Genomic DNA, 25,455 nt, shown 5'->3' with positions numbered 1-25,455 from the left:
GCTACGACCCGGGTGCGTAGCCGGGCACCCATTTTTCGTACTGAGGCAAATCGTCCTGAATCGTCCACCACGGCGCGCGGGACGACGTAAACACGTGAAGGCGCGGCTTTAGCTGCGGGTCGTCATCGAGCAGGCCGGCGGGAATGCTGACGGTTTCGAGACAACTCGCCTTGCCAGGCGTAAGGCAGCCGCAAGTCTTGCAGCGATAGCGGAAACTGCCCGGCGCGGATTCGTAACGCACCGCTTCGTCCTCGCCCGCGACAAAGCGAAACTTGTCCGCATCCACATGGGCGTAGGTGGCGAATGCCGCACCGGTCAGCTTGCGGCAATTGGCGCAGTGACAATGCGTCAGCGAACGCACCGCGTCGATCTCGAAACGCACGGCGCCGCATAGACAGCTTCCACGAATCATCGAAACCCTCCGCATGCTCCAGTCATTCGTCCGAACGAGCTACCGCGTCTCCAGCATGGCGACGCGGATGCCGAGATAGATGAAGAGGCCGCCAAGCGCGCGATTGACCCAGGCGATGGCGCCCTCGGACTGCCGCAGCCGGTGCGCGGCCTTGGCGGCGAATGCGGCCAGCACCAGGCACCACAGCGTCCCCGTGAAGATGAAGATCAGGCCGAGCGTCAGGAAGGCGAGCGGCTTGTGCGGCGCATCGGCTGCGACGAATTGGGGCAGGAAGGCCAGGAAGAACAGCGCGACCTTGGGATTGAGCGCGTTGGTGAAGACACCCTGGAGGAAGACCCGCCGCAATGAGCTCCGCACCGGCTCGTCGATCGCCGACGCCAGCACCGGGCGCGACAACAGCATCTGGAGCCCGGTTACGACGAGATAGACCGCGCCGACCAGCTTCAGGATCGAGAAGGCGGTCGACGAGGCCATCAGCAGGGCCGAAAGCCCGATCGCCGCGCCCGCGACATGGACAAAGCAGCCGCAACTGATGCCCAAGGCGGCAGCGGCGCCGCCCCGCCAGCCCATTTGCATGCTGCGGCCGATCACATAGACCGAATCCGGCCCCGGCGTGATGTTGAGCAGTACGCCCGACAGGATGAAAAGCCCGATCTCGTGAATGCCCAGCATGCAAGTTTCTCCCGCCGCCCGTCCGGGCGCGTTGGTTCCGCTTAATCGGTTCGCTCGTCCCCGTCCACCGCCGGGATCGCTTAGGATTTACCTCGAATTTGCAATGCGGATCATGCTTCCGCTGGGCCTCATCTGCTTTATAAAGGGAGGGTTCTTGAAATGCGGGATGAGGCGACTGCCACGCCGTGGCCGGTCCCAGGTGCTTACCAATTCCCTTGGAGCTTCGCGGATATGGAAAGACGTCTGGCCGCCATTGTCTGCGCCGATGTCGCCGGCTATTCGCGCATGATGGGCAGCGACGAGGCCGGCACACATGCCGCCTTCAAGGCCCATCGCGCAGCGATCCATCCCATCATCCTCAATCACGGCGGCCGCGTCGTGAAGAACACCGGCGACGGCTTCCTGCTCGAGTTCCCCTCGATCGTCGGCGCCACCGAGGCGGCGATCGCGATGCAGACGGTGATGGCGGAGCGCAACCAGCATCTGCCCGGCGACCGTGCCATGCAGTTCCGGCTCGGCATCCACATGGGCGACGTCATCGCCGACGAGGACGAGGTCTTCGGTGACGATGTCAACATCGCCGTCCGCCTGGAATCCGTGGCGAGCCCCGGCGGCTTCGCGATCTCGGCCAAGGCCTACAAAGAGGCGAGCAAGCATCTCTCGGTGCCGCTGGTCGATGCCGGCAATCATCGCTTCAAGAACATCAGGGATGCGGTCGGGGTCTGGACCTGGACGCCCGATGGCGCACCGGCCCTCGCTCCCGAGCTCAGGGAAGCGTCGACGCTGTCGCAGCAGTACCGCACCGCGATCGTCGGCGTGCTGCCCTTCGCCAATCTCAGCGACGCCCAGGACGAATATTTCTCCGACGGCCTTACCGAGGATCTGATCCACGCGCTGTCGCTGCAATCCTTCTATCGCGTGCTGAGCCGCAACTCGACCTTCGCGTTCAAGGGCAAGAACACGAGCACCCGCCTGATCGCGCGCGAGATCGACGCCACCTATCTGATCCAGGGCTCGGTGCGGCGCGCCGGTGCCAAGATCCGCGTCACGGCCGAGCTGATCGCGCCGGAGACCGGCGAGCAGCTCTGGACCGGCCGCTACGACCGCGACATCGGCGACCTCTTCGCGATGCAGGACGAGATCACGACCAACCTGTCCGCCGCGGTCGCCACCGAGATCGTGCGTGCCGAGGCCTCGGCGCCGGCGCGGCTCTCGACCGACGTGAGCGCCTGGGACCGTTTCCTCAAGGGGCTGTCGCACTACTATCGGCATACCAAGGAGGATCTGGCCGCCGCCGTCGACCTGTTCCGGGAGGCCATCAGGCTCGATCCCAAACTGTCGATCGCACACGCCTATCTGGCCACGATCCAGATCCAGAGCATTCAGTTCGGCTGGGTCAAGGGCACGCGCGAGATGTGGGCCGAGGCGATGAACCTCGCCGAAACCAGCGTGCGCCTCGACCCGCGCTCCTCCTTTGCGTTCTCGATCCTGTCGTGGGCCCATGCGATGGAGGGACATCACGAGGCCGCGATGGACGCCGCCAAGCGCGCGGTCGCGCTCAACCCCTACGACAATGGCGCGCGCGGCGTGCTCGGCATCTGCCATTTCATGATCGGCGAGCACCGCGAGGCGATCGAGCTGTTTTCGATGGCCGCGCAGCGCGACAACAGCGACCCGCGCTACCAATGGGCCGCGCTGAACGCGTTCAGCCATTATTTGTTGCGCCAATATGACGCGACCCTGTCTTGGGCCCGCGAGCAGCTCTACATCAATCCGAACCACATGCAGGCGCTGGCGATCCGCGCCGCGGCGCTGTCACAATTGGGACGGACAGACGAAGCGAGCGAGGCGACCGGCGTGCTGATGGCAAACTATCCGGCGCTGAACGTCGATCGTCACTTGCGCAACTTCCACTGGAAGCGACCCGAGGACCTCGCCCATTATCGCGAGGGATTGCTGAAGGCCGGCGTACCGGTCGGCAAGCTGGCCCTGGTGCAGAGCGACGTCAAACGCGCCGCCGAGTCCTGAGAAACTGCCCGCGTCCGGGGGGTCTCGCACCGGCTTTTATTGACAGGACAGTGAAGTCAGCCACACTTCATTGCACGCTGAAGTGGTATATCCTGCTGTCGGTTTGTTAGGACTTTCCGCGCTCTAACAGCGCGCCTGCTTTTTACGACTCGCTGTTTTCAGGATTGGGCCATGCATCACCCCGCTTCGAAGCCGCCCTTCGATCCCTCGATCCCGGTCTCGCCGAACAATCCCTGCCCGTTCCTGCGCGGCCTCGTCGGTGAAGGTTTCGTCGACGGCGGGACCGTCCCGCTGAACGCGCTGTCGCAGACCATCGCGAATGCGAGCGGTGAGACGGGGCTGAAGAAGATCTCGGCCCGCATCCAGGTCCGCGGCGTTGCGCTCATCGCCAACGGAATCGGCCACATCCTCAAGAGCATCTGGTCGGGTGCGCAGCTCGACGCGCTGCGCGGCGGTCCGCTCGACAAGCGCGGCGCCGGCTCGCGTATCCTCGGCGTCGACGGCAAGGTCAACGAGGACGAGATCGCGCGGTTCGCGAGCTTCGGCCGGACCTATACCGACCCGAACACCGGCAGCAGCGAGCCCGGCCTCAACGCCGCCGAAATCAAGACCTTCATGCGCGACAACCTCAAGCGCGCCGGCAACGCCGCGCGCTGGTACTACCCGCTGCTGATGAAATTCGAATGGCCCATCCTCTTGAAGATCATGGGCAAAGGCAAGCGGGACGAGGAGCGTTATCTCAGCGTAGCCGACGTGCGCACGCTGTTCGAGGAGCGCAAATTCCCCGAGCGTATCAATCAGCGGATTTTGTCGCAGCCGCTGTTGTCGGCCTGCCAGCTCCGCTTTCGCTGGGCGGTCGCGCTCACGGCGTTCGTCATCGGCCTTGGCCTCGTCGCCCTGGTGGCCGTGGCCGAATTCCCCAATCAGGTCCGCGCCGTGCTGCCCCAGAAGGGCGTGCTCGCGAATCTGCTGCCGCCGCCCTTGCCCGCGGTCCCCGAAACCAAGGCGGCTTACTGGCTCGAGCAAAACTGGTCGCTGAAGGACCGCCACTGGTTTCACCATGCCAGCCAGGGCACCGCGACCTTCCCGGTGCCCTATGAGTGGTTCGTGGCATTGGAGCAGCCGCAGCTTCATCTGTTCTCGAAGCCCGGCATGATCAAGGACAGCGCCTATCTCGAGCGCTTCGGCTTCATCCCGAGCCCGCAGACGATCCAGGCCGACACGGCGACGCTGCGCCGCTTCGGCTACGCCAATGTCTACGAGACGACACAGGTGTCGGACTGGTCGACGAGATGGACGCCGGCGGAGAACGTCGACGGCCTGCCGGTCGGCTTTGCGCGGATGACCGGTGTCGTCGACCCCGCGACGGGCCGCCGCGAAGAGGACAAGATCGGACTGACCTGCGCCGCCTGTCATACCGGCCAGATCCACTACCAGGGCGTCGATGTCCGCTTCGACGGCGGCGCGGCGATGACCGACCTGAAGAAGCTCGAGCTCGTGACCGGCCTGTCGATCGCCTACACCCTGTACGTCCCGTTCCGCTTCCAGCGCTTTGCCGATCGCGTGCTCGGCCCTGAGGCCAGCAAGGCGGACCGCGCCGCGCTCAAGCAGAAGCTCAGCGCGACCGGCAACTTCCTGATCGACTGGGCCAAGAATTACGAGAAGACGATCGAGGGCAAGAAGACCTGGGACGGCAAGCAGCAGCAGGACACGGAGGAGGGGTTCGGCCGCCTCGACGCCCTCAACCGCATCGGCAACCAGGTCTTCTCGCAGGACCTTGCGATGAGCGGCGTCAAGGGATTCGAGAAGAACCTGCACGCCCAGGACGCGCCGGTCAGCTACCCCGCGATCTGGACCGTGCCGTGGTTCAAGTTCGCCCAGTATGACGCCTCGATCGAGCAGCCGCTGATCCGCAACGCCGGCGAAGCTCTCGGGGTGACGGCCCTGCTCAACCTGTCCGACGCCTATCCCGAGGACAGGCTGTGGCGCTCCTCGGTGAACATCAGGACGCTCGGCTGGATCGAGGACATGCTGAGAGGTCCCGATCCATTCAAGGCGGCCGATCCTTCCACCGGTCCGAAGTTCGGCGGCCTGCTCGCGCCGAAATGGCCCTCGCAGATCCTCGGCGACGCATGGAAGCTGAAGCCCGATCGCGTCGAGCGCGGCCGCGCCATCTACGCCGAGATGTGCTCCGGATGCCACCTGCCGGCCATCGACACCCCGGCCTTCTGGTCATCCAAACATTGGGAGCCGAGCGGCGACAGCAAGGTCCTGAACGCGGTGACGATCCCTCTCGACGAGATCAAGACGGATCCCGAGCAGTCCCTTGTTCTCAGCAAGAGGATCCTCGATGTACCCGGCTTCCTGAAGGTCAACACGTCCGACCTGCAGAAATGGTGGCAATGCGAGGTCCCGACCGCGAGCACTTCTCCCAACGAGATGGTCTATGCGCTCGGCCTCATGACGGTGGTCGATCTCGTCGCCCGCAAATGGATGGAGGATGAGAAAATCCCGGAGGCCGAACGGGCACAAATCTGGAATCTCGCGCGCAAGAACTGTCTCAATCCGGCGCCCGATCCGCGCTATCGCGCGCGGCCGCTGAACGGCATCTGGGCCACGGCGCCTTACCTGCACAACGGTTCGGTGCCTTCGCTGTACTGGTTGCTGAAGCCGGCGAGCGAGCGCCCGCAAAAATTCTGCATGGGCCGCCGCGACTATGATCCTGACACCGTCGGTTTCGCAGTCACCGCCAGCGACCGTTGCAAGACGGGTGAGACGGAGTTCTCTGCGACAAGAGCTGACGGCAAGCCGATCCAGGGCAACAGCCTGCTCGGCCATTCCTTCGAGCTCAAGGAGGGCGAGCCGAAACGACCGGGCGTCATCGGCCGCATGTTCAAGGACGATGCCGAGCGCTACGATCTGATCGAGTATCTGAAGACGTTGTAGCGGGTCGTCGTCATGGCCGGGCTTGTCCCGGCCATCCACGATCTTCATAGCGGCGCGAAGGACGTGGATGCCCGGGACAAGCCCGGGCATGACGGAGATTGCGGATCTTCCGCCCCTCTCACTTGAACAGCGGCGTGCCCGGGACGAAGGCGTCGAAGGCGGCCCAGAACTGGGAGCGGTAGCGGTCCTGCTCCTGCAGGATCTCGTGCTTGGCGCCAGCGATCACGAGATGGGAGCCGGCGCGCAAGTGATAGGCGAACTCCTCGATCGCGGCAGTCGAGACCACGGTGTCGTTGGAGGCTGCCAGCATCAGGATCGGCTGGCGGATCTGGGAGGGGTAGTTCACGCGCTTGAATGTGTGCATCGCGCGGAAGGCCGTATCGGCCCAGGCGACCGTCGGTGACGCCAGTCCGAGCGTCGGATCCTCCTCCAGGATCGCGGCATTGCGCGCATAGCGCACGGGATCGCTGGTCAGGGGATTGTTGATGAAGGGATCGAGCCCGGTGAGGCGGTCGCTGCCGCCGGGAATGTAGCGGCCGCCCTGCCCGAGCAGGCGCATCGTCTTGAGCAGCGCACGCACCGGGAACGACGTGGTGCGCCCCGGCAGGTCGATCATCGGGGCCGACAGCACCATGCGGTCGAACCAGCGCTTGCCGGCATGCGCCACCCGCAGCATCACCGTGCCTCCCATGGAGTGGGCGAGCGCGAAGAAGGGCGGCGGGCAATCCGGCAGCACCACCTGCTGCACGAAGGTCTCGACGTCGATCTCGAAATCGGAGAAGTCGCGCACATAGCCCTTGCGCGGATCGCGGAGGCGGCGCGAGGAATGGCCCTGCCCGCGCCAGTCGATCATCGCCACCGCAAAGCCGCGGTCGCGCAGGTCGCGCACGGTCTCGAAATATTTCTCGATCTGCTCGCTGCGCCCGGTGAAGACGCAGACGGTGCCCTTGCGGTTCGCCGGCGGCGCCCACCGCGCAAAGCGCAACTCGGCGCCATCGGGGGTCCTGATGGTGCCGCTGACGACGTTTTCGGGAACGGGATTGGACGGGATCGAGACCAGCGTCATGATTGGAAGTGCTAGAAATCAAGGGGCGGGAGCGCCGAAAAGGCGCCTATCCCGCCCTCTTGAACGCCGTCTCGTTCCACCCATATCACTTTCGTGCAGGCCGCTACCAGTGTTTCGGAACCGGAACATCAGGCTGCACACAGACGAAAGCCCGGCCCGATTGGCGGGCGGGTTGCCTAACAGTCGCTCAATGGAGGACTTGACCATGCGTACCTACGATCTCACCCCGTTCTACCGTTCCACCGTCGGCTTTGACCGCCTCTTCAACCTGCTCGACCAGGCCGGTTCGGACGGCAGCCCCGGTTACCCCCCGTACAACATCGAGCGTACCGGCGAGAACGCCTACCGCATCACCGTTGCGGTCTCCGGCTTCTCCAAGGATGAGCTCTCGATCGTCGCGAAGGAAAACACGCTGACGATCAAGGGCGAGAAAGTCGCCAACGAGAACAGCAAGAACGATGTGCTCTACCGCGGCATCGCCGCGCGCGCCTTCGAGCGGGCCTTCCAGCTTGCCGACTTCGTGCAGGTGAAGGACGCTTCGCTCGAGAACGGGCTGCTTCACGTCGACCTCGTACGCGAGATTCCCGAGGCGAAGAAGCCGCGCCAGATCGCGATCAACGCCGGCGCCAAGGCGCAGGTGATCGAGAACTCGGCCGCGCAAGCCGCCTAAGCCAAGCGACTTCCAAGTTACGAAAGCGCCCCGGTGCCCCGGGGCGCTTTTTCGTTTTGCATGGCATCACAGAGCGGTGAAGACGAGTAACGCTGCCATCTCTCCCGCCGTCCTTTGGGGCATCGAAACCCGAACAAGACGGAAAAAGATCATGTCACTCTGGCGCAGCCTTCTTGTCGCCGCGAGCCTTCTGGCGGCTCCACTCGGCCTTGCTCACGCGCAGACACTGCAGACCGTGAAAGCGAAGAACGTCGTGCTGGTGCACGGCGCCTGGGCCGACGGATCGAGCTGGTCGGAGGTGATCCCGATCCTCCAGGCTGCAGGCCTGCATGTCACCGCCGTGCAGAATCCGCTGTCATCGCTTGCGAACTCCGTCGAGGCGACCAAGCGTGCGCTGGCCGAGCAGGACGGGCCGACCGTGCTGGTGGCGCATTCATGGGGCGGCACTGTGATCAGCCAGATCGGCACCGACCCGAAGGTCACCGGGCTCGTCTACATCGCCGCCCGCGCGCCCGATGCGAACGAGGATTTCGTGGCGCTGTCGAAGCAGTTTCCGACCGGACCCGCGCGCGCCGGCATCGTCGAGCGCGACGGCTACACCAAGCTCTCGGAAGACGCCTTCCTGAAATACTTCGCCAATGGCGTGAAGCCGGAGCAGGCCAAGGAGCTCTATGCGGTGCAATGGCCGACGGCGGCCTCGATCTTCGCGGGCCGCACCACAGAAGCGGCGTGGCACTCCAAGCCGAGCTGGTACGCGGTGTCGAAGAACGACTACACCATCAACCCCGATTTCGAGCGCTTCCTCGCCAAGCGCATGAACGCCACCACGATCGAGCTCGATGCCGGCCACCTCTCGCTGGTGTCGCATCCGAAGGAGGTCGCGAATCTGATCCTGGACGCCGCGGGGTATCCGCGAAGCTGAGGTGATTGCGTGAATGCAAAAAAAGCGCCCGAGCTGTTCGGGCGCTTTTTGTTTTGGCCAACTCTTTCCCCGATGTCGTCCCCGCGAAGGCGCTAGGGCATGCAGGGACGACAGCGAGGGTGTGATGGGCACTGTCGCGTCGTCGCCCTAATCCAACCCCTGCACGGCCGGCATCTCCTGTGTCGGCAGGATCATCGGGGCTGGCTTGGCCTGACCGACGGTCGGCGCGGCAGCTTGCGGCACGGGCTCGGCCGGCACGGCGGCCGCTTGCTGCGAAGGCTGGGCCTGCGGTGCTTGAGCTTGCTGCGCCACTGGTGCCACCGGCTTCGCCGCAGCGACCGGCGTCTCGGCGCGCCGCGGGGCGGCCTTGGGCAGCGGCACGGCGCGGCTTGCCACATGCGGGATCGGAGCTGGCGGCCGCGGCGGGCCGCTGCGGATCACGGTCGGCGGCGGCAGCGCGCTTTGCGGCCCATACGGCGCGACCGCGCGTTCGCCATAGGCGGGCGCCATGCCGTAGGCGTCAGCGGCGGGCATGAAGCGGATGATTCGGCCGTCGCGGGCGTCGATCACCAGCCGGCCATCGTCGCCGCGGCGGTCGATCACCGCGATGGTGTAGACGCTGCCGCGCAGGCGCGGGATGCCGAGCGGCGAGAAGCCGTTTTCGCGCAGCACCGCATAGACCTCAGTGGCCGGCAAAAGCGCCGGGGCCGGGCCACGCTCCTCGTAGCCATAGCTGTAGCCGTAACGCGGCGGGGGCGGCGCGACCTCCGGCGGCGCATAGGGGCCGTCGAAATCCGACACCGCGATCACAGCCCCGCTCGGGATACCGCTCGCGGGAACCTGGGCATGGCCCGCGCTTGCGGCCAGCACCAGCGCGGCGGCGGCCACAGATCTTGTGAAAAACTTCATGGTCGAGACGCTCCTGTCAGGCCCCGATGGCCGCCCTCTTTCGCTTCTCGCGGCGTGGCGCGCCTTTCCGAAGGGTTGATCCGAAGCTTCATTGGGGATTTCGGCGCGCGCGGGGCCGGATCGGGGCGCGTTTGCTTCAAAACCGGGGCCGCGCAACTTTTGGAAAGCGATTGATTGACATATCGGGAATCGGGACTTCCGCGCGCTTGTGTGCTAGACAAAAATTTGGCAAGGTGATGTTTAGGACAGGAAGACTGTCTCAATTTTGCGTGCGGTTCCGGCACAGGGATTGCAGCGAAAACCGGTGCTCTCGAGCGTCGGCAAGGTACCAGGCAAAGCCGTTCTCGGGGACGAAGAGCGCCTAGGCCTGAATTTAAGAAAATGCGGCTCGCAGCGGACGAGCGGTGGCCCAGGAGCGGGTGCCGCGGGACGCCCAAGGTGCGCCGAAGGTGGCGGTGAGGCAGCTTGCCGCATGGAGAGGACGGAACAATGAACGGGTCGCAATTCGAGCGCGCAAGCATCGTGGCAGAAGAGCTGTCGGCGACGATCGCCTCGAAAACGACCGATCCGATTCAGGAACACAATTCGCGCCCCAAAGCCGAGGGCCTCTACGATCCGAGCCTTGAGAAGGATTCCTGCGGTGTCGGCTTCATCGCCAACATCAAGGGCAAGAAGTCGCACGAGATCGTCTCGGACGCGCTGAGCATCCTCTGCAATCTCGAGCATCGCGGCGCCGTGGGTGCCGACCCGCGCGCCGGTGACGGCGCCGGCATCCTGGTGCAGATCCCGCACGCCTTCTTCAGCCGCAAGGCCAAGGAGCTCGGCTTTGCGCTGCCGGGTCCCGGCGAATATGCCATCGGCGCGCTGTTCATGCCGCGCGACACCGCCTGGCGCAACGTCATCAAGAGCATCATCGCCGACCAGATCAAGGAAGAGGGCCTGACCCTGCTCGGCTGGCGCGACGTGCCGACCGACAATACCTCGCTCGGCGTCACCGTGAAGCCGACCGAGCCCGCCTGCATGCAGGTGTTCATCGGCCGCAACGGCACCGCCAAGACCGAGGACGAGTTCGAGCGCCGGCTCTACATCCTGCGCAAGTCGATCTCGCAGGCGATCTACCAGCGCCGCGACCGCGGCCTTGCGGGCTATTATCCCTGCTCGATGTCCTGCCGCACCGTGATCTACAAGGGCATGTTCCTCGCCGACCAGCTCGGCAAGTACTACCCCGACCTGCACGAGAAGGATTTCGAGAGCGCGCTCGCCCTCGTTCACCAGCGCTTCTCGACCAATACCTTCCCGGCCTGGTCGCTGGCGCACCCCTACCGCATGATCGCGCATAACGGCGAGATCAACACGTTGCGCGGCAACACCAACTGGATGGCGGCCCGCCAGGCCTCGGTGAACTCCGAGCTGTACGGCAAGGATATCAACCGGCTCTGGCCGATCTCCTACGAAGGTCAGTCCGACACCGCCTGCTTCGACAACGCGCTCGAATTCCTGGTGCAGGGCGGCTACTCGCTGCCGCACGCAGTGATGATGATGATTCCGGAGGCGTGGGCCGGCAATCCCTTGATGGATGAGCAGCGCCGCGCCTTCTACGAATATCATGCCGCGCTGATGGAGCCGTGGGACGGCCCCGCCGCGATCGCCTTCACCGACGGCCGCCAGATCGGCGCCACGCTCGACCGCAACGGCCTCAGGCCCGCGCGCTATCTCGTCACCAAGGACGACCGCATCGTGATGGCGTCCGAAATGGGCGTGCTGACGATCCCCGAGGACCAGATCATCACCAAGTGGCGCCTGCAGCCCGGCAAGATGCTGCTGGTCGACCTCGAACAGGGCCGTCTCATCCCCGACGACGAGATCAAGGCCGAGCTCGCCAAGAGCCATCCCTACAAGGAGTGGCTGGAGCGAACCCAGATCGTGCTGGAGGAGCTGCCGAAGGTTGCGACCACCGGCGTGCGCTCCAACCTGTCGCTGCTCGATCGCCAGCAGGCGTTCGGCTACAGCCAGGAAGACATCACCATCCTGATGACGCCGATGGCGGCCACGGGCGAGGAAGCCGCGGGATCGATGGGCAACGACACGCCGATCTCGGCGCTGTCGGACAGGGCCAAGCCGCTGTTCACCTACTTCAAGCAGAACTTTGCGCAGGTCACCAACCCGCCGATCGATCCGATCCGCGAGGAGCTGGTGATGAGCCTCGTCTCCATCATCGGACCGCGGCCGAACCTGTTCGACCTCCAGGGCATGGCCACGACCAAGCGCCTCGAAGTGCGCCAGCCGATCCTGACCGATGCGGATCTGGAAAAGATCCGCTCGATCTCGGAAGTGGCGGAGTCTCATTTCAAGTCGCGCACGCTCGACACCACGTTCCACGCCGGGCTCGGCGCGGCCGGCATGGACCAGGTGCTGGACGAGCTCTGCGCGCGCGCCGAAAGCGCGGTGCGCGAGGGCGTCAACATCATCATCCTGTCCGATCGCATGGTCGGCACCGACCGCGTGCCGATCCCCTCGCTGCTGGCTTGCGCCGCCGTGCACCATCACCTGATCCGCACGGGCCTGCGCACCTCGGTGGGCCTCGTCGTCGAATCCGGCGAGCCGCGCGAGGTGCATCACTTCGCCTGCCTCGCGGGCTACGGCGCGGAAGCGATCAATCCTTATCTGGCGTTCGAGACCATCATCGCGATGAAGGACCGCCTGCCCGGCTCGCTCGACGACTACGAGATCGTCAAGCGCTACATCAAGTCGATCGGCAAGGGCCTGCTCAAGGTGATGTCCAAGATGGGCATCTCGACCTATCAGTCCTATTGCGGCGCGCAGATCTTCGACGCGGTCGGCCTCAAGGCCGACTTCGTCGCCAAGTTCTTTGCCGGCACGCATACCCGCGTCGAGGGCGTCGGCCTGGCCGAGATCGCGGAAGAGGCCGTGCGTCGCCATGCCGATGCGTTCGGCGAGGCACTGGTCTACAAGAGCGCCCTCGATGTCGGCGGCGAATATGCCTATCGCAGCCGCGGCGAGGACCATGCATGGACTGCCGAATCGGTGTCGCTGCTCCAGCACGCCGCGCGCGGCAATTCGCAGGAGCGTTATCGCGCCTTCGCCAAGATCCTCAACGAGCAGTCCGAGCGCCTGCTGACGCTGCGCGGCCTGTTCCGGGTCAAGAGCGCGGAGGAGGAGAAGCGCAAGCCGGTGCCACTCGACCAGGTCGAGCCGGCCAAGGATATCGTCAGGCGCTTCGCCACGGGCGCGATGAGCTTCGGCTCGATCTCGCGCGAGGCGCACACCACGCTCGCGATCGCCATGAACCGGATCGGCGGCAAGTCGAACACCGGCGAAGGCGGCGAGGAAGCCGACCGCTTCAAGCCGATGCCGAACGGCGATTCCATGCGCTCGGCGATCAAGCAGGTCGCCTCCGGCCGCTTCGGCGTCACCACGGAGTATCTCGTCAACTCCGACATGATGCAGATCAAGATGGCGCAGGGCGCCAAGCCCGGCGAAGGCGGCCAGCTGCCCGGCCACAAGGTCGATGCGACCATCGCAAAGGTCCGGCATTCGACGCCGGGCGTCGGCCTGATCTCGCCGCCGCCGCACCACGACATCTACTCGATCGAGGACCTGGCGCAGCTCATCTACGACCTCAAGAACGTCAACCCGACGGGCGACGTCTCGGTCAAGCTCGTCTCCGAGATCGGCGTCGGCACGGTGGCCGCGGGCGTCGCCAAGGCGCGCGCCGACCATGTCACCATCGCGGGTTTCGAGGGCGGCACTGGCGCTTCGCCGCTGACCTCGATCAAGCACGCCGGCTCGCCGTGGGAGATCGGCCTCGCCGAAACCCATCAGACGCTGGTGCGCGAACGGCTGCGCAGCCGCATCGTCGTTCAGGTGGACGGGGGCTTCCGTACCGGCCGTGACGTCGTGATCGGCGCGCTCCTGGGTGCCGACGAGTTCGGCTTTGCCACTGCGCCCTTGATCGCGGCCGGCTGCATCATGATGCGCAAGTGCCATCTCAACACCTGCCCGGTCGGCGTCGCGACGCAGGACCCCGTCCTGCGCAAGCGCTTCACCGGCCAGCCCGAGCACGTGATCAACTACTTCTTCTTCGTTGCCGAGGAAGTCCGCGAGATCATGGCGAGCCTGGGCTTCCGCACCTTCAACGAGATGGTCGGCCAGGTGCAGCTGCTCGACCAGACCAAGCTCGTTGCGCACTGGAAGGCCAAGGGCCTCGATTTCTCCAAGCTCTTCGTCAAGCAGAAGGAGGAGAAGGGCCAGAAGATCTATCACTCCGAGCGCCAGAACCATCATCTGGAGGCGGTGCTCGACCGCACGCTGATCGAGAAGGCGACGCCTGCGCTCGATCGCGGCGCACCGGTGAAGATCGAGGCCACGATCAACAGCACCAACCGCTCCGCCGGCGCCATGCTGTCGGGCGCGGTGGCCAAGATCTACGGCCATGCCGGCCTGCCGCACGACACGATCCATGTCAGCCTCAAGGGCACCGCCGGACAGGCCTTCGGCGCGTGGCTCGCCCACGGCGTCACCTTCGAGCTCGAGGGTGAAGGCAACGACTATGTCGGCAAGGGCCTCTCGGGCGGCAAGATCATCGTCAAGCCGCCGAAGAACTCCGCGATCGTGCCGGAAGAGAGCATCATCGTCGGCAACACCGTGATGTACGGCGCGATCGAGGGCGAATGCTACTTCCGCGGCATCGCCGGCGAACGTTTTGCCGTGCGCAATTCCGGCGCCGTGGCGGTGGTCGAAGGCGCGGGCGATCATTGCTGCGAATACATGACCGGCGGCATCGTGGTCGTGCTCGGCAAGACCGGGCGCAACTTCGCGGCCGGCATGTCCGGCGGCATCGCCTATGTGCTGGACGAGACCGGCGACTTCGACAAGCTGTGCAACCTCAGCATGGTCGAGCTCGAGCCGGTGCTGTCGGAGGAGCTGATCAACGCCGGCACCTATCACCACTCCGGTGATCTCGAGGCGCACGGCCGGGTCGACGTGTTCAAGAACCTGCTCGCCTCCGACGTCGAGCGCCTGCACGTGCTGATCTCGCGCCATGCCAAGGCGACCGGCTCCAAACGCGCCGCGGACATCCTTGCCAACTGGAAGGAATGGCTGCCCAAATTCCGCAAGGTGATGCCGGTCGAGTACCGGCGCGCGCTGCGCGAGATGGCCGCCAACGCGGACGCCGAGCCGAAAATCGCGATCGGGGCGTAGCAACAAGCCCTCATGGTGAGGAGCGCGAAGCGCGTCTCGAACCATGAGGTCACCATGTGGGCCTCTATCCTTCGAGACGCGGCGCGAAAGAGCGCCGCTCCTCGGGATGAGGAGTGAGAGAACAAACGACTAAGCGGCAGGGACTTCGGGTTTAATGGGCAAGATCACGGGTTTTCTGGAAATCGAACGGCACGACCGCAAGTACACCCCGGTCGCCGAGCGCGTGAAGCATTACAAGGAATTCGTCGTTCCGCTCTCCGAGAAGGAGGTGCGCGACCAGGCCGCGCGCTGCATGAACTGCGGCATTCCCTATTGCCACGGCACCGGCTCGGTCGCACCCGGCACGCCCGGCTGCCCGGTCAACAACCAGATCCCCGACTGGAATGACCTCGTCTATCAGGACAATTGGGAAGAGGCCTCGCGCAATCTGCACTCGACCAACAATTTCCCGGAGTTCACTGGCCGCATCTGCCCGGCGCCATGCGAGGCGTCCTGCACGCTCAACATCGACGACAACCCCGTCACCATCAAGACCATCGAATGCGCGATCGTCGACCGCGCCTGGGACAATGGCTGGCTGAAGCCGGAAGTGGCGGCCGTGAAGACCGGCAAGAAGGTCGCGGTGATCGGCTCGGGCCCGGCCGGCATGGCCTGCGCGCAGCAGCTGGCGCGCGCCGGGCACGACGTCCACGTCTACGAGAAGTACGCCAAGGCCGGCGGCCTGCTGCGCTACGGCATCCCTGACTTCAAGATGGAAAAGGACGTCATCGACCGCCGCGTGGCGCAGATGGAAGCCGAGGGCGTCACCTTCCACTACAACAGCCATGTCGGCGCCGAGGGCAATGTCGATCCGCGCGAGATGCTCAACGAGTACGATGCGGTGGCGCTGACAGGTGGTGCGGAAGCTCCGCGCGACCTGCCGATCCCCGGCCGCGACCTCGCCGGCATCCACTACGCCATGGATTTCCTGCCGCAGCAGAACCGCCGCGTCTCCGACGAGCCGCTCGGCGGCGTCCAGGAGATCCTGGCCGGCGGCAAGCATGTCGTCGTCATCGGCGGCGGCGACACCGGCTCCGACTGCATCGGCACCTCGCTGCGCCAGGGCGCGCTCTCGGTGACCCAGCTCGAGATCATGCCCGCGCCGCCCGAGCGCGAGAACAAGGGCCTGACCTGGCCGAACTGGCCGCTGAAGATGCGGACGTCCTCCAGCCAGGCCGAAGGCGCGGTTCGCGAGTTCGCCGTGCTGACGCAGAAGTTCTCGGGCGAGAACGGCAAGGTCAAGAAGCTGCACTGCGTGCACGTCGACGACAAGTTCAAGCCGATCGCCGGCACCGAGTTCGAGCTCGATGCCGATCTGGTCCTGCTCGCGATGGGTTTCGTCCACCCCGTGCACGAAGGCCTGCTCAAGCTGCTCGCGGTCGACCTCGACCCGCGCGGCAACGTCAAGGCCAACACGCTGGACTACCAGACCTCGCGCCCGAACGTGTTCTCCGCCGGCGACATGCGGCGTGGCCAGTCGCTGGTGGTGTGGGCGATCCGCGAGGGCCGGCTGTGCGCCCGGTCGATCGACACGTTCCTGATGGGGAAGACGGATCTGCCGCGGTGATTTTTTTGCTCCGCCGCCAAATCAGCAAAAGGTGTCATCGCCCGGCTTGACCGGGCGATCCAGTATTCCAGAGACGGTTGTAATGAACCGATAGGCCTCGGCGTACTGGATGCCCCGGTCGAGCCGGGGCATGACAGCTGAGTGAATGGTTGGAGAGCAGGCTTCACTCCAAGACGTGCGGGAAGTGCTGCGCGTCCCACTCGTCAAGCCGGAACAACACCTTGCCGTATTCAAGAAGCCTGTCGTTCGGTCGATAGCGTCGCGTCGAAACCTCGACATCCGACGGGACTTCACTTGGCATCAAGTGGAAATGCTCGTTGATCTCGCTCAGAGCCAGTAGTTTCTTGACAAGAAGGTCTCGACCTTCTGGATTGAGCCATAGCTCGAATTCGCCAGCCGAATTGATGTCCAAGGTAATTCGAGCAGCCATGGTGGCCTCTTAATTCTGCAGCCTCACCCCAAGCAGCATCACCGTCCCCTGCGAACTCGCGCTCGCCACGTTCGAATCAAGGATGTCGTGGCGAAGCGTCCCCTTGATCCAGATGTTGCGGTTGAGCTTGTAGATCAGGTTGCCTTCGAGCGAGTAGGTCTTGTCGTTGCGATTCTGGCCCTGGTAGTCGTAGGTGCCGTAGGTGAACTTGCCGACCGCCGTGAGCCAGCGTCGGAAGTCGTGGTCGACTTCGGCGGCGTAGGTGCGCACCAGGACGCCGGAGGAGCCGGGGATCGTGGTCTCGTTGATCTGCGTGTCGGTGAAGAATTTCACCGTGGTGAGGCCGCTGGCGTTCCAGATCAGGGAGCCCGTGGTGAGGAAGCCGGCGAGCTGGCTGAGACGCGGGTCGGTATAGTTGCGCGCGGAATAGCCGACCGAGATCTCGCCGGTGAGGATGCGCGAGAACTCGAAGGACGAGCCGACCTTGGCATAGCCGCCGTTCGAGTCGCGGAAATAGCCGTTACGGTCGGCGGCCTGGTCGTGGACGCGGGTGTCGCCCTCGATTTCGACGAACGGCTTCAGGCCGGGCTTCAGCTCGTAGGAGAAGCGCCCGACGCCGCCATACTGGTTGAAGTCTCGGTCGGTGTTGGGAAAGATCGAGCCGTCGGTGAGTTTCGAATCCGTGTACGCCGTGCGATCGACAGTGGCGCCGGCGGCGACCTGGAAGCGATTGAAGGTCTGGTCGAAGCCGATCGTCGTGCCATAGGCGGCGTAGACCGGATATTTCTGCAGGCCGGCCTGCACGTTCGGGCTGCCCGGATTGTCGGTGGCAAGCCGCAGGCGCAGCTGCGAGGTCAGCTTGAAATCGCGGGTGACGTCGAGCCGGCCATCGACATGGCCGGTGAAATCGGGACGGTTGGCCTCGACCGGGGACGGCGAGGCGAAGCCGTCGATCGTCGCCGGCATGTTGCTGGTGTAGCCCGAGAACGAACCGCGCAGATCGGCGACCAGCGCATGGCGCTCCCAATCGGACACCACGAGCAGATCTGGTGCGATCACATAGGCCGGCGAACCGACAGGCTTGTTGAGGCGCGTCGGATTGGTGTCATAGCCGGCAGAGAGCTCGAGCCCGCCCTTGATCAGAAAGCTGCCGGCATAATCGCCGACCGCGCCGAACGGATCGTCATCGGCCCTCAGGCGGCGGCGCAGCGGCTGGCCGGGCACGTTGCCCGCCATCGCCGGCGGCACCGGGACCTTGTGCGCGGTCTCGGAGGGCGGCGGCGCGATGCGCGGCGGAGTGAGCGTGCGCTCCGGTGTTGCCGGCGGGGCCTTCGAGCCCGGACCGGCCGCGCGCTTCGGCTTCGGCTGGCCGGGATAAAGCTTCGGCTGCTGCCGCTTGCGGTTGAGCGAATCGTAGCCGGAGCTGCTCGCGCCGGTGGCGGCGGGCAGGCCGTAGGTCGGGACCTGACCGATGCGCGAGGTCGCCGGCGTCTCGCGGGCCTTGCGCGGATCGGCATTGGGATCGGGCAGCGCCGGCAGCGAATCCGACGGCGCCTGCGGCACGCCCGCCGTGCGGCGCGTCGGCAACGTGTCGGGCGAGGCAAAACCGCCGCGGTTGGGATTGAACAGGTCGGGCGTGAGGCTCTGGGCGGACGCCGGGGCGCTTCCGAGGGCGGTCAGCGCGAGGCACGGCAAAGCCGCGCGCAGGAAATGCGCGCGTTTGCTCCGGCCATTGCCTGGAGACGGCACCACGATGGAATAACCCCAACGAAATCAAACACTTTCACGATCATCCCCACCGGGCGGCAGGAACCATCGTTAATGGAGTTAAAACAATTATGGTTAATGACCGGTTGAGGGTGTTGCGGCGCTCGTCGCCTCACTGGTCGGGGCGTGCTAAGCAGGCGCCAACGGGCGAACGCCCCTCCTCCCTGGACCAGACCATGCCGAGTTCGAAACCGCTGATGACCGCATCATCCGGCCCCATCCCCGACAGCGTCGAATCCGCCCTCCGCACGCTGGAGACGGAGAGCGGCGGCATCAACGCGCTTGCCGCAGCTCTGCGCGGCCCACTGGGCGCGACCTTCGCAAAAGCCGTCGACCTGATCCGCAACGCCAAGGGCCGCGTCATCGTCACCGGGCTCGGCAAGTCCGGACACATGGGCCGCAAGATCGCGGCGACACTGGCCTCGACCGGCACGCCCGCCTTCTTCGTGCACGCCGCCGAAGCCGGCCATGGCGACCTCGGCATGATCACCACCGACGACGTCATCATGGCGCTGTCCTGGTCCGGCGAGCAGCCGGAGATGAAGAACCTCGTGAACTATTCGGCGCGCTTCGCGATTCCCATGATCGCAGTGACGTCGAATGCGGCCTCGTCGCTGGGACAGGCCGCCGACATCGTGATCGAGCTGCCGAAAGCGCGCGAGGCCTGTCCGCACAATCTGGCGCCGACCACCTCGACCCTGATGCAGGCCGCGATCGGCGACGCCATCGCGATCGCGCTGCTCGAAGGCCGCGGCTTCACAGCGCTGGAATTCGCGCATTTCCACCCCGGCGGCAAGCTGGGCGCGATGCTGAAATTCGTTCGCGACTACATGCGCACCGGCGCGGAGATTCCGGTCAAGCCTGAAGGCACCAAGATGTCGGAGGCCGTGGTCGAGATGTCGGCCAAGGGGCTCGGCTGCGTCTGCATCGTCAACGCTGCGGGCGAGGCCGTCGGCATCATCACCGACGGCGATCTGCGCCGCCACATGCGGCCCGACCTTTTGACGGTGACGGTCGATGAGATCATGACGAAGCAGCCCAAATCCGTGCCGCCCTCGATGCTCGCGACCGAGATGATCGAGGTGCTGAACACCCGCAAGATCACGACGCTGCTGGTGACGGAGGCGGGCAAGGTGGTCGGCATCGTGCATCTGCACGATCTGCTGCGGGCGGGGGTGGCGTAGGGCGCGGTCTTTCCGCATCGTCATTCCGGGGCGCGCCACTTGGCGCGAGCCCGGAATCCATTCATCTCCGAGGCTCCTGCTCCATGGATTCCGGGCTCGCGCTTCGCGCGCCCCGGAATGACGGTGAGGAGTTCATTGCGGAAACCGCGCCGCATTCTCCTCCGGCGGCAGCCGCAGCCCGTTCGCCAGATACGACACGGTGCGATAGAAGCCGCACAAGAGCATGATCTCCAGGATCTGTGCCTCGTCGTGATGCGCCGAAAGTGCGACGAATTCCTCGTCGCTCAACGTCGCGCGGTGATGCAGCGCGTCGACGGCTGCGATCAGCGCCTGCTCGCTCGGTGACCAGCATGCTGATGCTGCGTCGCCCTGCACCGTCGCACGCACTTCATCCTCGGCGAGCTTTGCCGGCCCGGCAAAGATCGCGACATGCACGCCCCATTCGTATTCGCATCTGTTCAGTGCGCAGGTGCGGTCGATGACGATCTCGCGCTGGCGCAGGGAGAGCGGGCCGGGATCGAGCAGGCCGCCGGCGCGAAACTTGTCCCAGGCGCGGCTGTGGCCCGCCAGCACCCGGAACAGCACCAGCGGCGGCGCGCCGCGCATGATGCGGTCGAACTGCGCCTGGATCTCCGGGGGATAAGGCGGCGTGAGCGGGGCGATGCGCGGTGCGGCTTCGGACATAGGCCGGCTCCTGTGCTACATTTATAGTAGCAATACGCTACATTATTTGTAGCACGACGCAAGAGGCGACGATGGCGAAACAGGCTGGCTCGAAGACACGCAGCGTCCGCGGCTCGCGCACCGGGCGGCCGATCATGGCTTTGCTCGACCTGCTCGGCCGGCGCTGGACCTTGCGGATATTATGGGAGTTGCGCGAAGAGTCCCTCACCTCGCGCGCACTGCGCAGCGCCTGCGACGAGGCCTCGCCGACGGTGCTGCAAGCGCGGCTGACGGAACTGCGCGAGGCTGGGTTCGTGGAGTTGGGCGAAGGTGGCGGTTACGGATTGACGGCGCTGGGGCGGGATTTGTGCGAGACGTTCATGCCGCTGCACAGATTTGCGGAGCGGTGGAAGAAGTAGAGCTTTCTCCTACCCTCCCCTGGAGGGCAGGGGAATCGCATGTGCACATTTTGCAGAGGTCGTCATGCCCGGGCTTGTCCCGGGCATCCACGTTCTTGTGCTGCGTGGAAACGCGTGGATGGCCGGGACAAGCCCGGCCATGACGCTGTAGAAACAGTCGGTGCCCCACAACTCACACCTCACATGCGATGGCCCTGCCCTCCAGGGGAGGGTAAGAAGCTACGCGACAGCGACGGTCAGGTTCGCACCATCCACCTGCACCACCTTGACCCGCGTTCCGGCCGGCGTATCCGGACCGGCAACGCGCCACACCGTGTCGCCGATACGCATGGTGCCGCTGCCGTCGATGATCGGCTTCTCCAGCGTGAACTCGCGCCCGAGCAGCGCTTCGCTGCGCTTGTTGAGGAAGGGGCTCGCGCTCGCGTCCGGCTTGGGCCGGGCGAGGCGGCGCCACACCGGCACGGCGGCCGCGGCAAAGACCGCGAACATCACGAGCTGTAGCTGCCATGACACCACGACCGCGAACGAGATCAGGCCGACCAGCAGCGCGGCGAGCCCGAGCCAGAACAGGAAGATGCCGGGCGCCAGCACCTCCAGCGCCATCAGGAGAAAGCCGAGAATCAGCCAGTTCCAGGTTCCGAGCGAGACGAACATCTCGGTCATGACACGACCTCTATCAATTGGCGCAAGTCCTCATCGGAAGGTCATGCGCCCGTCACTATCCCTGCCGCGGCGGCACCGCCGGCGGCGTGCTGCCAGTCGTCGGCACCGAGCCGCCGCGGCGGGCGGCGGTCGCCGCGCTCTCCCCGAACGTGGCCTTCGCAATTTCGCCGATGCCGGCGAGCGAGCCCAGCATGCTCATCGCTTCGACCGGAAGCATGATGACCTTCTGGTTCGGCGAGTCCGCCAGCTGCCCGAACGCCTTGATATACTTGTCGGCGATGAAATAGTTCAATGCGGCGACGTCGCCCTTGGAAATCGCTTCGCTCACCATCTGAGTGGCCTTCGCCTCGGCCTCCGCTGAACGCTCGCGTGCCTCGGCGTCGCGGAACGCCGCTTCCTTGCGGCCTTCCGCCTGGAGGATCTGGCCCTGCTTGGCGCCTTCGGCACGCAGGATTTCCGACTGGCGCTGGCCTTCGGCCGCCAGAATGTCGGCACGCTTGACGCGCTCGGCCTTCATCTGCCGGCCCATGGCCTCGACGAGGTCGGCCGGCGGCACGATGTCCTTGATCTCGATGCGGTTGACCTTGAGCCCCCAAGGCGAGACCGCGGCATCGACCACGCGGAGCAGGCGTTCATTGATCTCGTCGCGGTGCGACAGCACCTGGTCGAGATCCATAGCCCCCATCACCGAGCGGATGTTGGTCATGGTCAAGACGGTAATGGCCTGGGTGAGGTTGGAAACCTCGTAGCTGGCTTTCGCAGCGTCGAACACCTGATAGAAAGCGACGCCGTCGACCGTCACGGTGGCGTTGTCCTTGGTGATCACCTCCTGCTCGGGAATGTCGATCACCTGCTCCATCATGTTGATCTTGTGTCCGACGCGATCGAAATAGGGCACGATCAGGTTGAGCCCGGGGCTGAGCGTCTGGGTGTATTTGCCGAACCGCTCGATGGTCCAGTCATAGCCCTGCGGCACCGTCTTCACGCCGGCCACCAGCGTGACGATGACGAGCAATACCAGAACAATCGCGAAAATGTCGAAACCGCTCATATGTCCTCCAAGGCGGGAGAGCCCTTTCCCGCGCTGTCATTGGTCGAGATCGCGACCTTACCGGTTCAGCGGTCGCGCGTAACCTCGGCATGGGTGCGATTCTGCACAAGTCGCGCGGAGAGGGAATGCTCGCGAGATGTATTTGCATGAGGTTCTTGAAAGCGGCGCCCACTTCGCGACAAATGTCAATGCATCCGGCCATGCCGTCCGCCGCGCGCGGCTTCATTCGATGACGTCATTCGCGATTGCGAGCAGGCCCGCGGAAAGTGTGACGCCGAGCGCCTTCGCCGTCCTCAGGTTGATCGTCAGCTCGAACTTGGTGGGGTTCTGGACCGGGAGGTCGGCCGCCTGTGCACCTCTGAGGATGCGGTCGATGTAGCCCGCCGCACGCCGGAGCTGCTCGGCGCTGTCGGTGCTGTAGGACATCAGCCCGCCCTCGTCGACGAAGGTCCGGCTCCAGAATACCGCGGGCACGCGCGCCTGTGCGATCGCCGAGAGCAGTTGCCCTCGGTTGGCCATGGTGAAGAAGTCCGGCAGGACCAGGATGGCGCCGTCTTTGCGCGAAGCCAGCGCCGCGATCGAGGCGGCGTCATGGACCGGCGCGGGCTCGACCACCACGCGAAGCGTTCGTGCGGCGTCCTCGATGGTGCGCAGCATCAGGGGCGCGAACGGCGCGGTGGCGGGATTGTAGACGACGAGCACGCGGCGGACGGGCGGCGCGATCTGGGTCAGCATCTCCAGCCATTTGCCGGCGAGCGGACCGTCATAATCGGTGAAGCCGGTGACGTTGCCGCCGGGATGCGCGAGATTTTCGACAAAGCCCTGGCTGACGGGATCGGTGACGACGGCGAACACGATCGGGATCGTCGTGGTACGTCGGCGCAGCTCCTCCACCGAGGGCGTGCCGATCGCGAGCAGGATGTCGGGCTTGAGCGCGATCAGCTCGTCCGCAAGCTGTGCGATGCGCGCGCGGTCACCGCCGCCGCTGCGCCAATCGATCTTGAGGTTGTCGCGCTCCTTCCAGCCCTGGCTGGCGAGCGCCTCGACCAGAATCGTGCTGCGGGCCTGCCCGATCGCGTCATCGGCGGCCGTGACCGAGAGCACGCCGAGCCGCCGGGTCGCGTGCGGCGGCTGCCCCAGTATTGGGGCCGGCAGCGCCACGATCATCCCAAGAAGCGCCAGGCACCCACGGCGATTCATGGACGGCCCATCAGATCCAGCCCTGAAGCTCGCGCAGCACCAGGGTGCGGATCACGTCCATGCCGGGTTCACTGTCGTTCAGACAGGGGATTGCGGAAAACTGCTCGCCGCCATTGTGCTTGAAGATCTCGGCGTTCTCCTGCGCGATCTCCTCCAGCGTCTCCAGACAGTCGGCGGCAAAGCCGGGCGTCACCACCGCGATCCGGCGCACGCCTTCCTTGGCGAGACGCTCCATGGTCTTGTCGGTGTAGGGCTGGAGCCACTCGTCATTGCCGAAGCGCGACTGGAAGGTCAGCAGCAGCTTTGTCTCGTCCATGCCGAGCCGGCGGCGCAGCGCCTGCGTCGTGGCAATGCAGTGCTGCTGGTAGGGATCGCCCTTCTCGACATAGGATTTCGGCATGCCGTGGAAGGACGCCACGATCAGCTCCGGCTTGAAGGACAGCGTCGCCAGATGCACCTCGATCGAGGTCGCGAGCGCCTCGATATAGGCCGCGTCGTCATAGTAGGGCGGCGTCACCCGCAGCGTCGGCTGGTTGCGCAGGCGGGCCAGCACGCGGAACACTTCGTCGCAGACGGTCGCCGAGGTCGAGGCGGAATATTGCGGATAGAGCGGCACGGCGAGAATGCGCTCGCACCCCTTCGCGATCAGCGCGTCGATGCCCGATTTGATCGAGGGATTGCCGTAGCGCATCGCCCAGTCGACAACGACGTGGCCGCGGTCCGACAAGGCTGCTGCGAGCTTGTCGCTTTGCGAGCGCGTGATGGTTTTCAGCGGCGACTCGTTCCGCTCGGTGTTCCAGATCTTCTGGTAGTCCAACGCCTTGGTGCGGGGACGGCTGCGCAGGATGATCCCGTTCAGCACCAGCTTCCAGATCAGGCCCTGGTCCTCGATGACGCGGGCGTCACTGAGGAACTCCCTGAGGTAGACCCGTACGCCCGGCGCATCGGCGGTGTCAGGCGTTCCGAGATTGACCAGGAGCACGCCAACGCGCGGCAAGGCGGATCGGGTGGCCGGTCTCGTGGTCTCGATGGGGACGACACTGGTCATGGCTCTGTGGGTCGCGCGTTGGTCCGAACTTGTCAAGATGAGCCGGGGTTCGCTAGGGTCGCACCCAAGCGGGGGGAGGCGAGATGACGCTCGCGGAATGGTGCGTATTCGGAGCGCTGCTGCTGTATCTGGCGACGATCGCCTCGGTCAAATGGATCAGGTTTCGCCGCTTCGACAATTCCCGGCCGCGCGACCCCGCGTTCTATGAGGACGCCCTCTCGCAACGCGCTCTCGGCGCGCACCAGAACGGCATCGAGACCTTTCCGTTCTTCGCCTTCGCGGTGCTGCTCGCCGAATACAGGGACTCGCCGCAGCGCCTGATCGACGAGCTCGCGGCGCTGTTCCTGATCGTGCGCCTCGCCTATGTGCTGACCTATCTCGGCAACCGCCCGACCCTGCGCTCGATTCTCTGGAGCATCGGCTTTGCGATCAATCTCGCGATCTTCTTCATGCCGGCCTTGAAGCGGTTCCTGCCGGTGTGAGGTTGTGAGACCGTGTCCCGGACGCGGTGCAGCGCCCTTGCGCTGCTCCGCAGAGCCGGGACCCAGAGGACGCCACCGAGCGTGCGGAGAGGTG

General features: G+C 65.2%; 20 protein-coding genes. 9 read left to right on the top strand and 11 right to left on the bottom strand.

What is annotated here, in order from left to right:
• Window position 1: 1 nt before the first annotated feature.
• Both ACSHT2_RS24420 and ACSHT2_RS24415 read right to left on the bottom strand, forming a co-directional pair.
• A complete protein-coding gene (locus ACSHT2_RS24420) occupies window positions 2–412 on the bottom strand; it encodes a GFA family protein (protein WP_440642919.1) in 411 nt (136 codons plus the stop codon).
• A 39-nt stretch (window positions 413–451) separates the two neighbouring features.
• Window positions 452–1,084: a LysE family translocator gene (locus ACSHT2_RS24415; protein WP_440637039.1), complete on the bottom strand. Its 633-nt coding sequence runs from the start codon at window positions 1,082–1,084 to the stop codon at window positions 452–454.
• Window positions 1,085–1,315: 231 nt separating this feature from the next.
• Here ACSHT2_RS24415 and ACSHT2_RS24410 point away from each other — a divergent pair, with 231 nt between their 5' ends.
• Window positions 1,316–3,112 (top strand): adenylate/guanylate cyclase domain-containing protein, encoded by a 1,797-nt coding sequence (locus ACSHT2_RS24410; protein ID WP_440637037.1) that lies wholly within the window; start codon window positions 1,316–1,318, stop codon window positions 3,110–3,112.
• Between the two features lie 171 nt (window positions 3,113–3,283).
• Window positions 3,284–6,058 (top strand): di-heme-cytochrome C peroxidase, encoded by a 2,775-nt coding sequence (locus tag ACSHT2_RS24405; RefSeq protein ID WP_440637035.1) that lies wholly within the window; start codon window positions 3,284–3,286, stop codon window positions 6,056–6,058.
• Window positions 6,059–6,176: 118 nt separating this feature from the next.
• Here the strand turns inward: ACSHT2_RS24405 and ACSHT2_RS24400 are convergent, their stop codons facing one another.
• Window positions 6,177–7,124: an alpha/beta fold hydrolase gene (locus ACSHT2_RS24400; protein ID WP_440637033.1), complete on the bottom strand. Its 948-nt coding sequence runs from the start codon at window positions 7,122–7,124 to the stop codon at window positions 6,177–6,179.
• 205 nt (window positions 7,125–7,329) lie between these two features.
• Between ACSHT2_RS24400 and ACSHT2_RS24395 the strand changes: the two genes are divergently transcribed.
• Entirely contained in the window at window positions 7,330–7,794 is a 465-nt protein-coding gene (locus tag ACSHT2_RS24395) for an Hsp20 family protein (protein ID WP_440637031.1), read from the top strand.
• A gap of 151 nt (window positions 7,795–7,945) precedes the next feature.
• Complete coding sequence (locus ACSHT2_RS24390) at window positions 7,946–8,716, top strand: alpha/beta fold hydrolase (RefSeq protein WP_440637029.1); 771 nt, start codon at window positions 7,946–7,948, stop codon at window positions 8,714–8,716.
• A gap of 147 nt (window positions 8,717–8,863) precedes the next feature.
• Here ACSHT2_RS24390 and ACSHT2_RS24385 read toward each other — a convergent pair whose 3' ends face one another.
• Window positions 8,864–9,625 carry a hypothetical protein gene (locus ACSHT2_RS24385; protein ID WP_440637027.1) on the bottom strand — a complete coding sequence of 254 codons (762 nt, stop codon included), beginning with the start codon at window positions 9,623–9,625 and terminating at the stop codon, window positions 8,864–8,866.
• 489 nt (window positions 9,626–10,114) lie between these two features.
• Here ACSHT2_RS24385 and gltB point away from each other — a divergent pair, with 489 nt between their 5' ends.
• The gene (gene gltB, locus ACSHT2_RS24380) at window positions 10,115–14,848 is read left to right on the top strand and encodes a glutamate synthase large subunit (RefSeq protein ID WP_440637025.1); all 4,734 of its coding nucleotides are present in this window, start codon (window positions 10,115–10,117) and stop codon (window positions 14,846–14,848) included.
• 154 nt (window positions 14,849–15,002) lie between these two features.
• Window positions 15,003–16,454, top strand: coding sequence for a glutamate synthase subunit beta (locus tag ACSHT2_RS24375; RefSeq protein WP_440637023.1), 1,452 nt, complete (start codon window positions 15,003–15,005; stop codon window positions 16,452–16,454).
• 163 nt (window positions 16,455–16,617) lie between these two features.
• On the opposite strand, the gene ACSHT2_RS24370 is transcribed toward ACSHT2_RS24375, so the two are convergent.
• Window positions 16,618–16,884 carry a hypothetical protein gene (locus ACSHT2_RS24370; RefSeq protein WP_440637021.1) on the bottom strand — a complete coding sequence of 89 codons (267 nt, stop codon included), beginning with the start codon at window positions 16,882–16,884 and terminating at the stop codon, window positions 16,618–16,620.
• 9 nt (window positions 16,885–16,893) lie between these two features.
• On the bottom strand, window positions 16,894–18,636 hold the full coding sequence (locus tag ACSHT2_RS24365; RefSeq protein WP_440637020.1) for an outer membrane beta-barrel protein: 1,743 nt from the start codon (window positions 18,634–18,636) through the stop codon (window positions 16,894–16,896).
• Between the two features lie 191 nt (window positions 18,637–18,827).
• Here ACSHT2_RS24365 and ACSHT2_RS24360 point away from each other — a divergent pair, with 191 nt between their 5' ends.
• Window positions 18,828–19,835, top strand: a complete 1,008-nt coding sequence (locus ACSHT2_RS24360; protein ID WP_440637018.1) for a KpsF/GutQ family sugar-phosphate isomerase — start codon at window positions 18,828–18,830, stop codon at window positions 19,833–19,835.
• Window positions 19,836–19,967: 132 nt separating this feature from the next.
• Here ACSHT2_RS24360 and ACSHT2_RS24355 read toward each other — a convergent pair whose 3' ends face one another.
• A complete protein-coding gene (locus ACSHT2_RS24355; RefSeq protein WP_440637016.1) occupies window positions 19,968–20,519 on the bottom strand; it encodes a carboxymuconolactone decarboxylase family protein in 552 nt (183 codons plus the stop codon).
• A 71-nt stretch (window positions 20,520–20,590) separates the two neighbouring features.
• On the opposite strand from ACSHT2_RS24355, the gene ACSHT2_RS24350 reads away from it, so the two are divergent.
• Window positions 20,591–20,917 carry a winged helix-turn-helix transcriptional regulator gene (locus tag ACSHT2_RS24350; RefSeq protein WP_440637014.1) on the top strand — a complete coding sequence of 109 codons (327 nt, stop codon included), beginning with the start codon at window positions 20,591–20,593 and terminating at the stop codon, window positions 20,915–20,917.
• A 219-nt stretch (window positions 20,918–21,136) separates the two neighbouring features.
• Here ACSHT2_RS24350 and ACSHT2_RS24345 read toward each other — a convergent pair whose 3' ends face one another.
• The 4 genes from ACSHT2_RS24345 to hemH all read right to left on the bottom strand — a co-directional run bounded on the left by ACSHT2_RS24345 (window position 21,137) and on the right by hemH (window position 24,879).
• Complete coding sequence (locus ACSHT2_RS24345) at window positions 21,137–21,580, bottom strand: NfeD family protein (protein WP_440637012.1); 444 nt, start codon at window positions 21,578–21,580, stop codon at window positions 21,137–21,139.
• A gap of 55 nt (window positions 21,581–21,635) precedes the next feature.
• Complete coding sequence (locus ACSHT2_RS24340) at window positions 21,636–22,631, bottom strand: SPFH domain-containing protein (RefSeq protein WP_319338051.1); 996 nt, start codon at window positions 22,629–22,631, stop codon at window positions 21,636–21,638.
• A 222-nt stretch (window positions 22,632–22,853) separates the two neighbouring features.
• Window positions 22,854–23,831 (bottom strand): ABC transporter substrate-binding protein, encoded by a 978-nt coding sequence (locus ACSHT2_RS24335; protein ID WP_440637010.1) that lies wholly within the window; start codon window positions 23,829–23,831, stop codon window positions 22,854–22,856.
• Between the two features lie 10 nt (window positions 23,832–23,841).
• Window positions 23,842–24,879 (bottom strand): ferrochelatase, encoded by a 1,038-nt coding sequence (gene hemH / locus ACSHT2_RS24330; protein WP_440637008.1) that lies wholly within the window; start codon window positions 24,877–24,879, stop codon window positions 23,842–23,844.
• Window positions 24,880–24,962: 83 nt separating this feature from the next.
• On the opposite strand from hemH, the gene ACSHT2_RS24325 reads away from it, so the two are divergent.
• A complete protein-coding gene (locus ACSHT2_RS24325) occupies window positions 24,963–25,361 on the top strand; it encodes an MAPEG family protein (protein ID WP_028179197.1) in 399 nt (132 codons plus the stop codon).
• Window positions 25,362–25,455 lie beyond the last annotated feature (94 nt).

This window comes from Bradyrhizobium sp. PUT101 (assembly GCF_052043945.1).
Taxonomy (GTDB): Bacteria; Pseudomonadota; Alphaproteobacteria; order Rhizobiales; family Xanthobacteraceae; genus Bradyrhizobium.
Note: the sequence above shows the minus strand (reverse complement) of the source record. Positions and strands in the feature narration are given on the sequence as shown.

What these genes read in the sequence shown, in the direction of transcription:
- ACSHT2_RS24375 (WP_440637023.1), top strand. Translation starts at nt 15,003, where the DNA reads ATGGGCAAGATCACGGGTTTTCTGGAAATCGAACGGCACGACCGCAAG.
- ACSHT2_RS24400 (WP_440637033.1), bottom strand. Translation starts at nt 7,124, where the DNA reads ATGACGCTGGTCTCGATCCCGTCCAATCCCGTTCCCGAAAACGTCGTC.
- ACSHT2_RS24335 (WP_440637010.1), bottom strand. Translation starts at nt 23,831, where the DNA reads ATGAATCGCCGTGGGTGCCTGGCGCTTCTTGGGATGATCGTGGCGCTG.
- ACSHT2_RS24405 (WP_440637035.1), top strand. Translation starts at nt 3,284, where the DNA reads ATGCATCACCCCGCTTCGAAGCCGCCCTTCGATCCCTCGATCCCGGTC.
- ACSHT2_RS24355 (WP_440637016.1), bottom strand. Translation starts at nt 20,519, where the DNA reads ATGTCCGAAGCCGCACCGCGCATCGCCCCGCTCACGCCGCCTTATCCC.
- ACSHT2_RS24420 (WP_440642919.1), bottom strand. Translation starts at nt 412, where the DNA reads ATGATTCGTGGAAGCTGTCTATGCGGCGCCGTGCGTTTCGAGATCGAC.
- gltB (WP_440637025.1), top strand. Translation starts at nt 10,115, where the DNA reads ATGAACGGGTCGCAATTCGAGCGCGCAAGCATCGTGGCAGAAGAGCTG.
- ACSHT2_RS24370 (WP_440637021.1), bottom strand. Translation starts at nt 16,884, where the DNA reads ATGGCTGCTCGAATTACCTTGGACATCAATTCGGCTGGCGAATTCGAG.
- ACSHT2_RS24395 (WP_440637031.1), top strand. Translation starts at nt 7,330, where the DNA reads ATGCGTACCTACGATCTCACCCCGTTCTACCGTTCCACCGTCGGCTTT.
- ACSHT2_RS24410 (WP_440637037.1), top strand. Translation starts at nt 1,316, where the DNA reads ATGGAAAGACGTCTGGCCGCCATTGTCTGCGCCGATGTCGCCGGCTAT.
- ACSHT2_RS24360 (WP_440637018.1), top strand. Translation starts at nt 18,828, where the DNA reads ATGCCGAGTTCGAAACCGCTGATGACCGCATCATCCGGCCCCATCCCC.
- ACSHT2_RS24340 (WP_319338051.1), bottom strand. Translation starts at nt 22,631, where the DNA reads ATGAGCGGTTTCGACATTTTCGCGATTGTTCTGGTATTGCTCGTCATC.
- ACSHT2_RS24385 (WP_440637027.1), bottom strand. Translation starts at nt 9,625, where the DNA reads ATGAAGTTTTTCACAAGATCTGTGGCCGCCGCCGCGCTGGTGCTGGCC.
- ACSHT2_RS24350 (WP_440637014.1), top strand. Translation starts at nt 20,591, where the DNA reads ATGGCGAAACAGGCTGGCTCGAAGACACGCAGCGTCCGCGGCTCGCGC.
- ACSHT2_RS24415 (WP_440637039.1), bottom strand. Translation starts at nt 1,084, where the DNA reads ATGCTGGGCATTCACGAGATCGGGCTTTTCATCCTGTCGGGCGTACTG.
- hemH (WP_440637008.1), bottom strand. Translation starts at nt 24,879, where the DNA reads ATGACCAGTGTCGTCCCCATCGAGACCACGAGACCGGCCACCCGATCC.
- ACSHT2_RS24325 (WP_028179197.1), top strand. Translation starts at nt 24,963, where the DNA reads ATGACGCTCGCGGAATGGTGCGTATTCGGAGCGCTGCTGCTGTATCTG.
- ACSHT2_RS24345 (WP_440637012.1), bottom strand. Translation starts at nt 21,580, where the DNA reads ATGACCGAGATGTTCGTCTCGCTCGGAACCTGGAACTGGCTGATTCTC.
- ACSHT2_RS24390 (WP_440637029.1), top strand. Translation starts at nt 7,946, where the DNA reads ATGTCACTCTGGCGCAGCCTTCTTGTCGCCGCGAGCCTTCTGGCGGCT.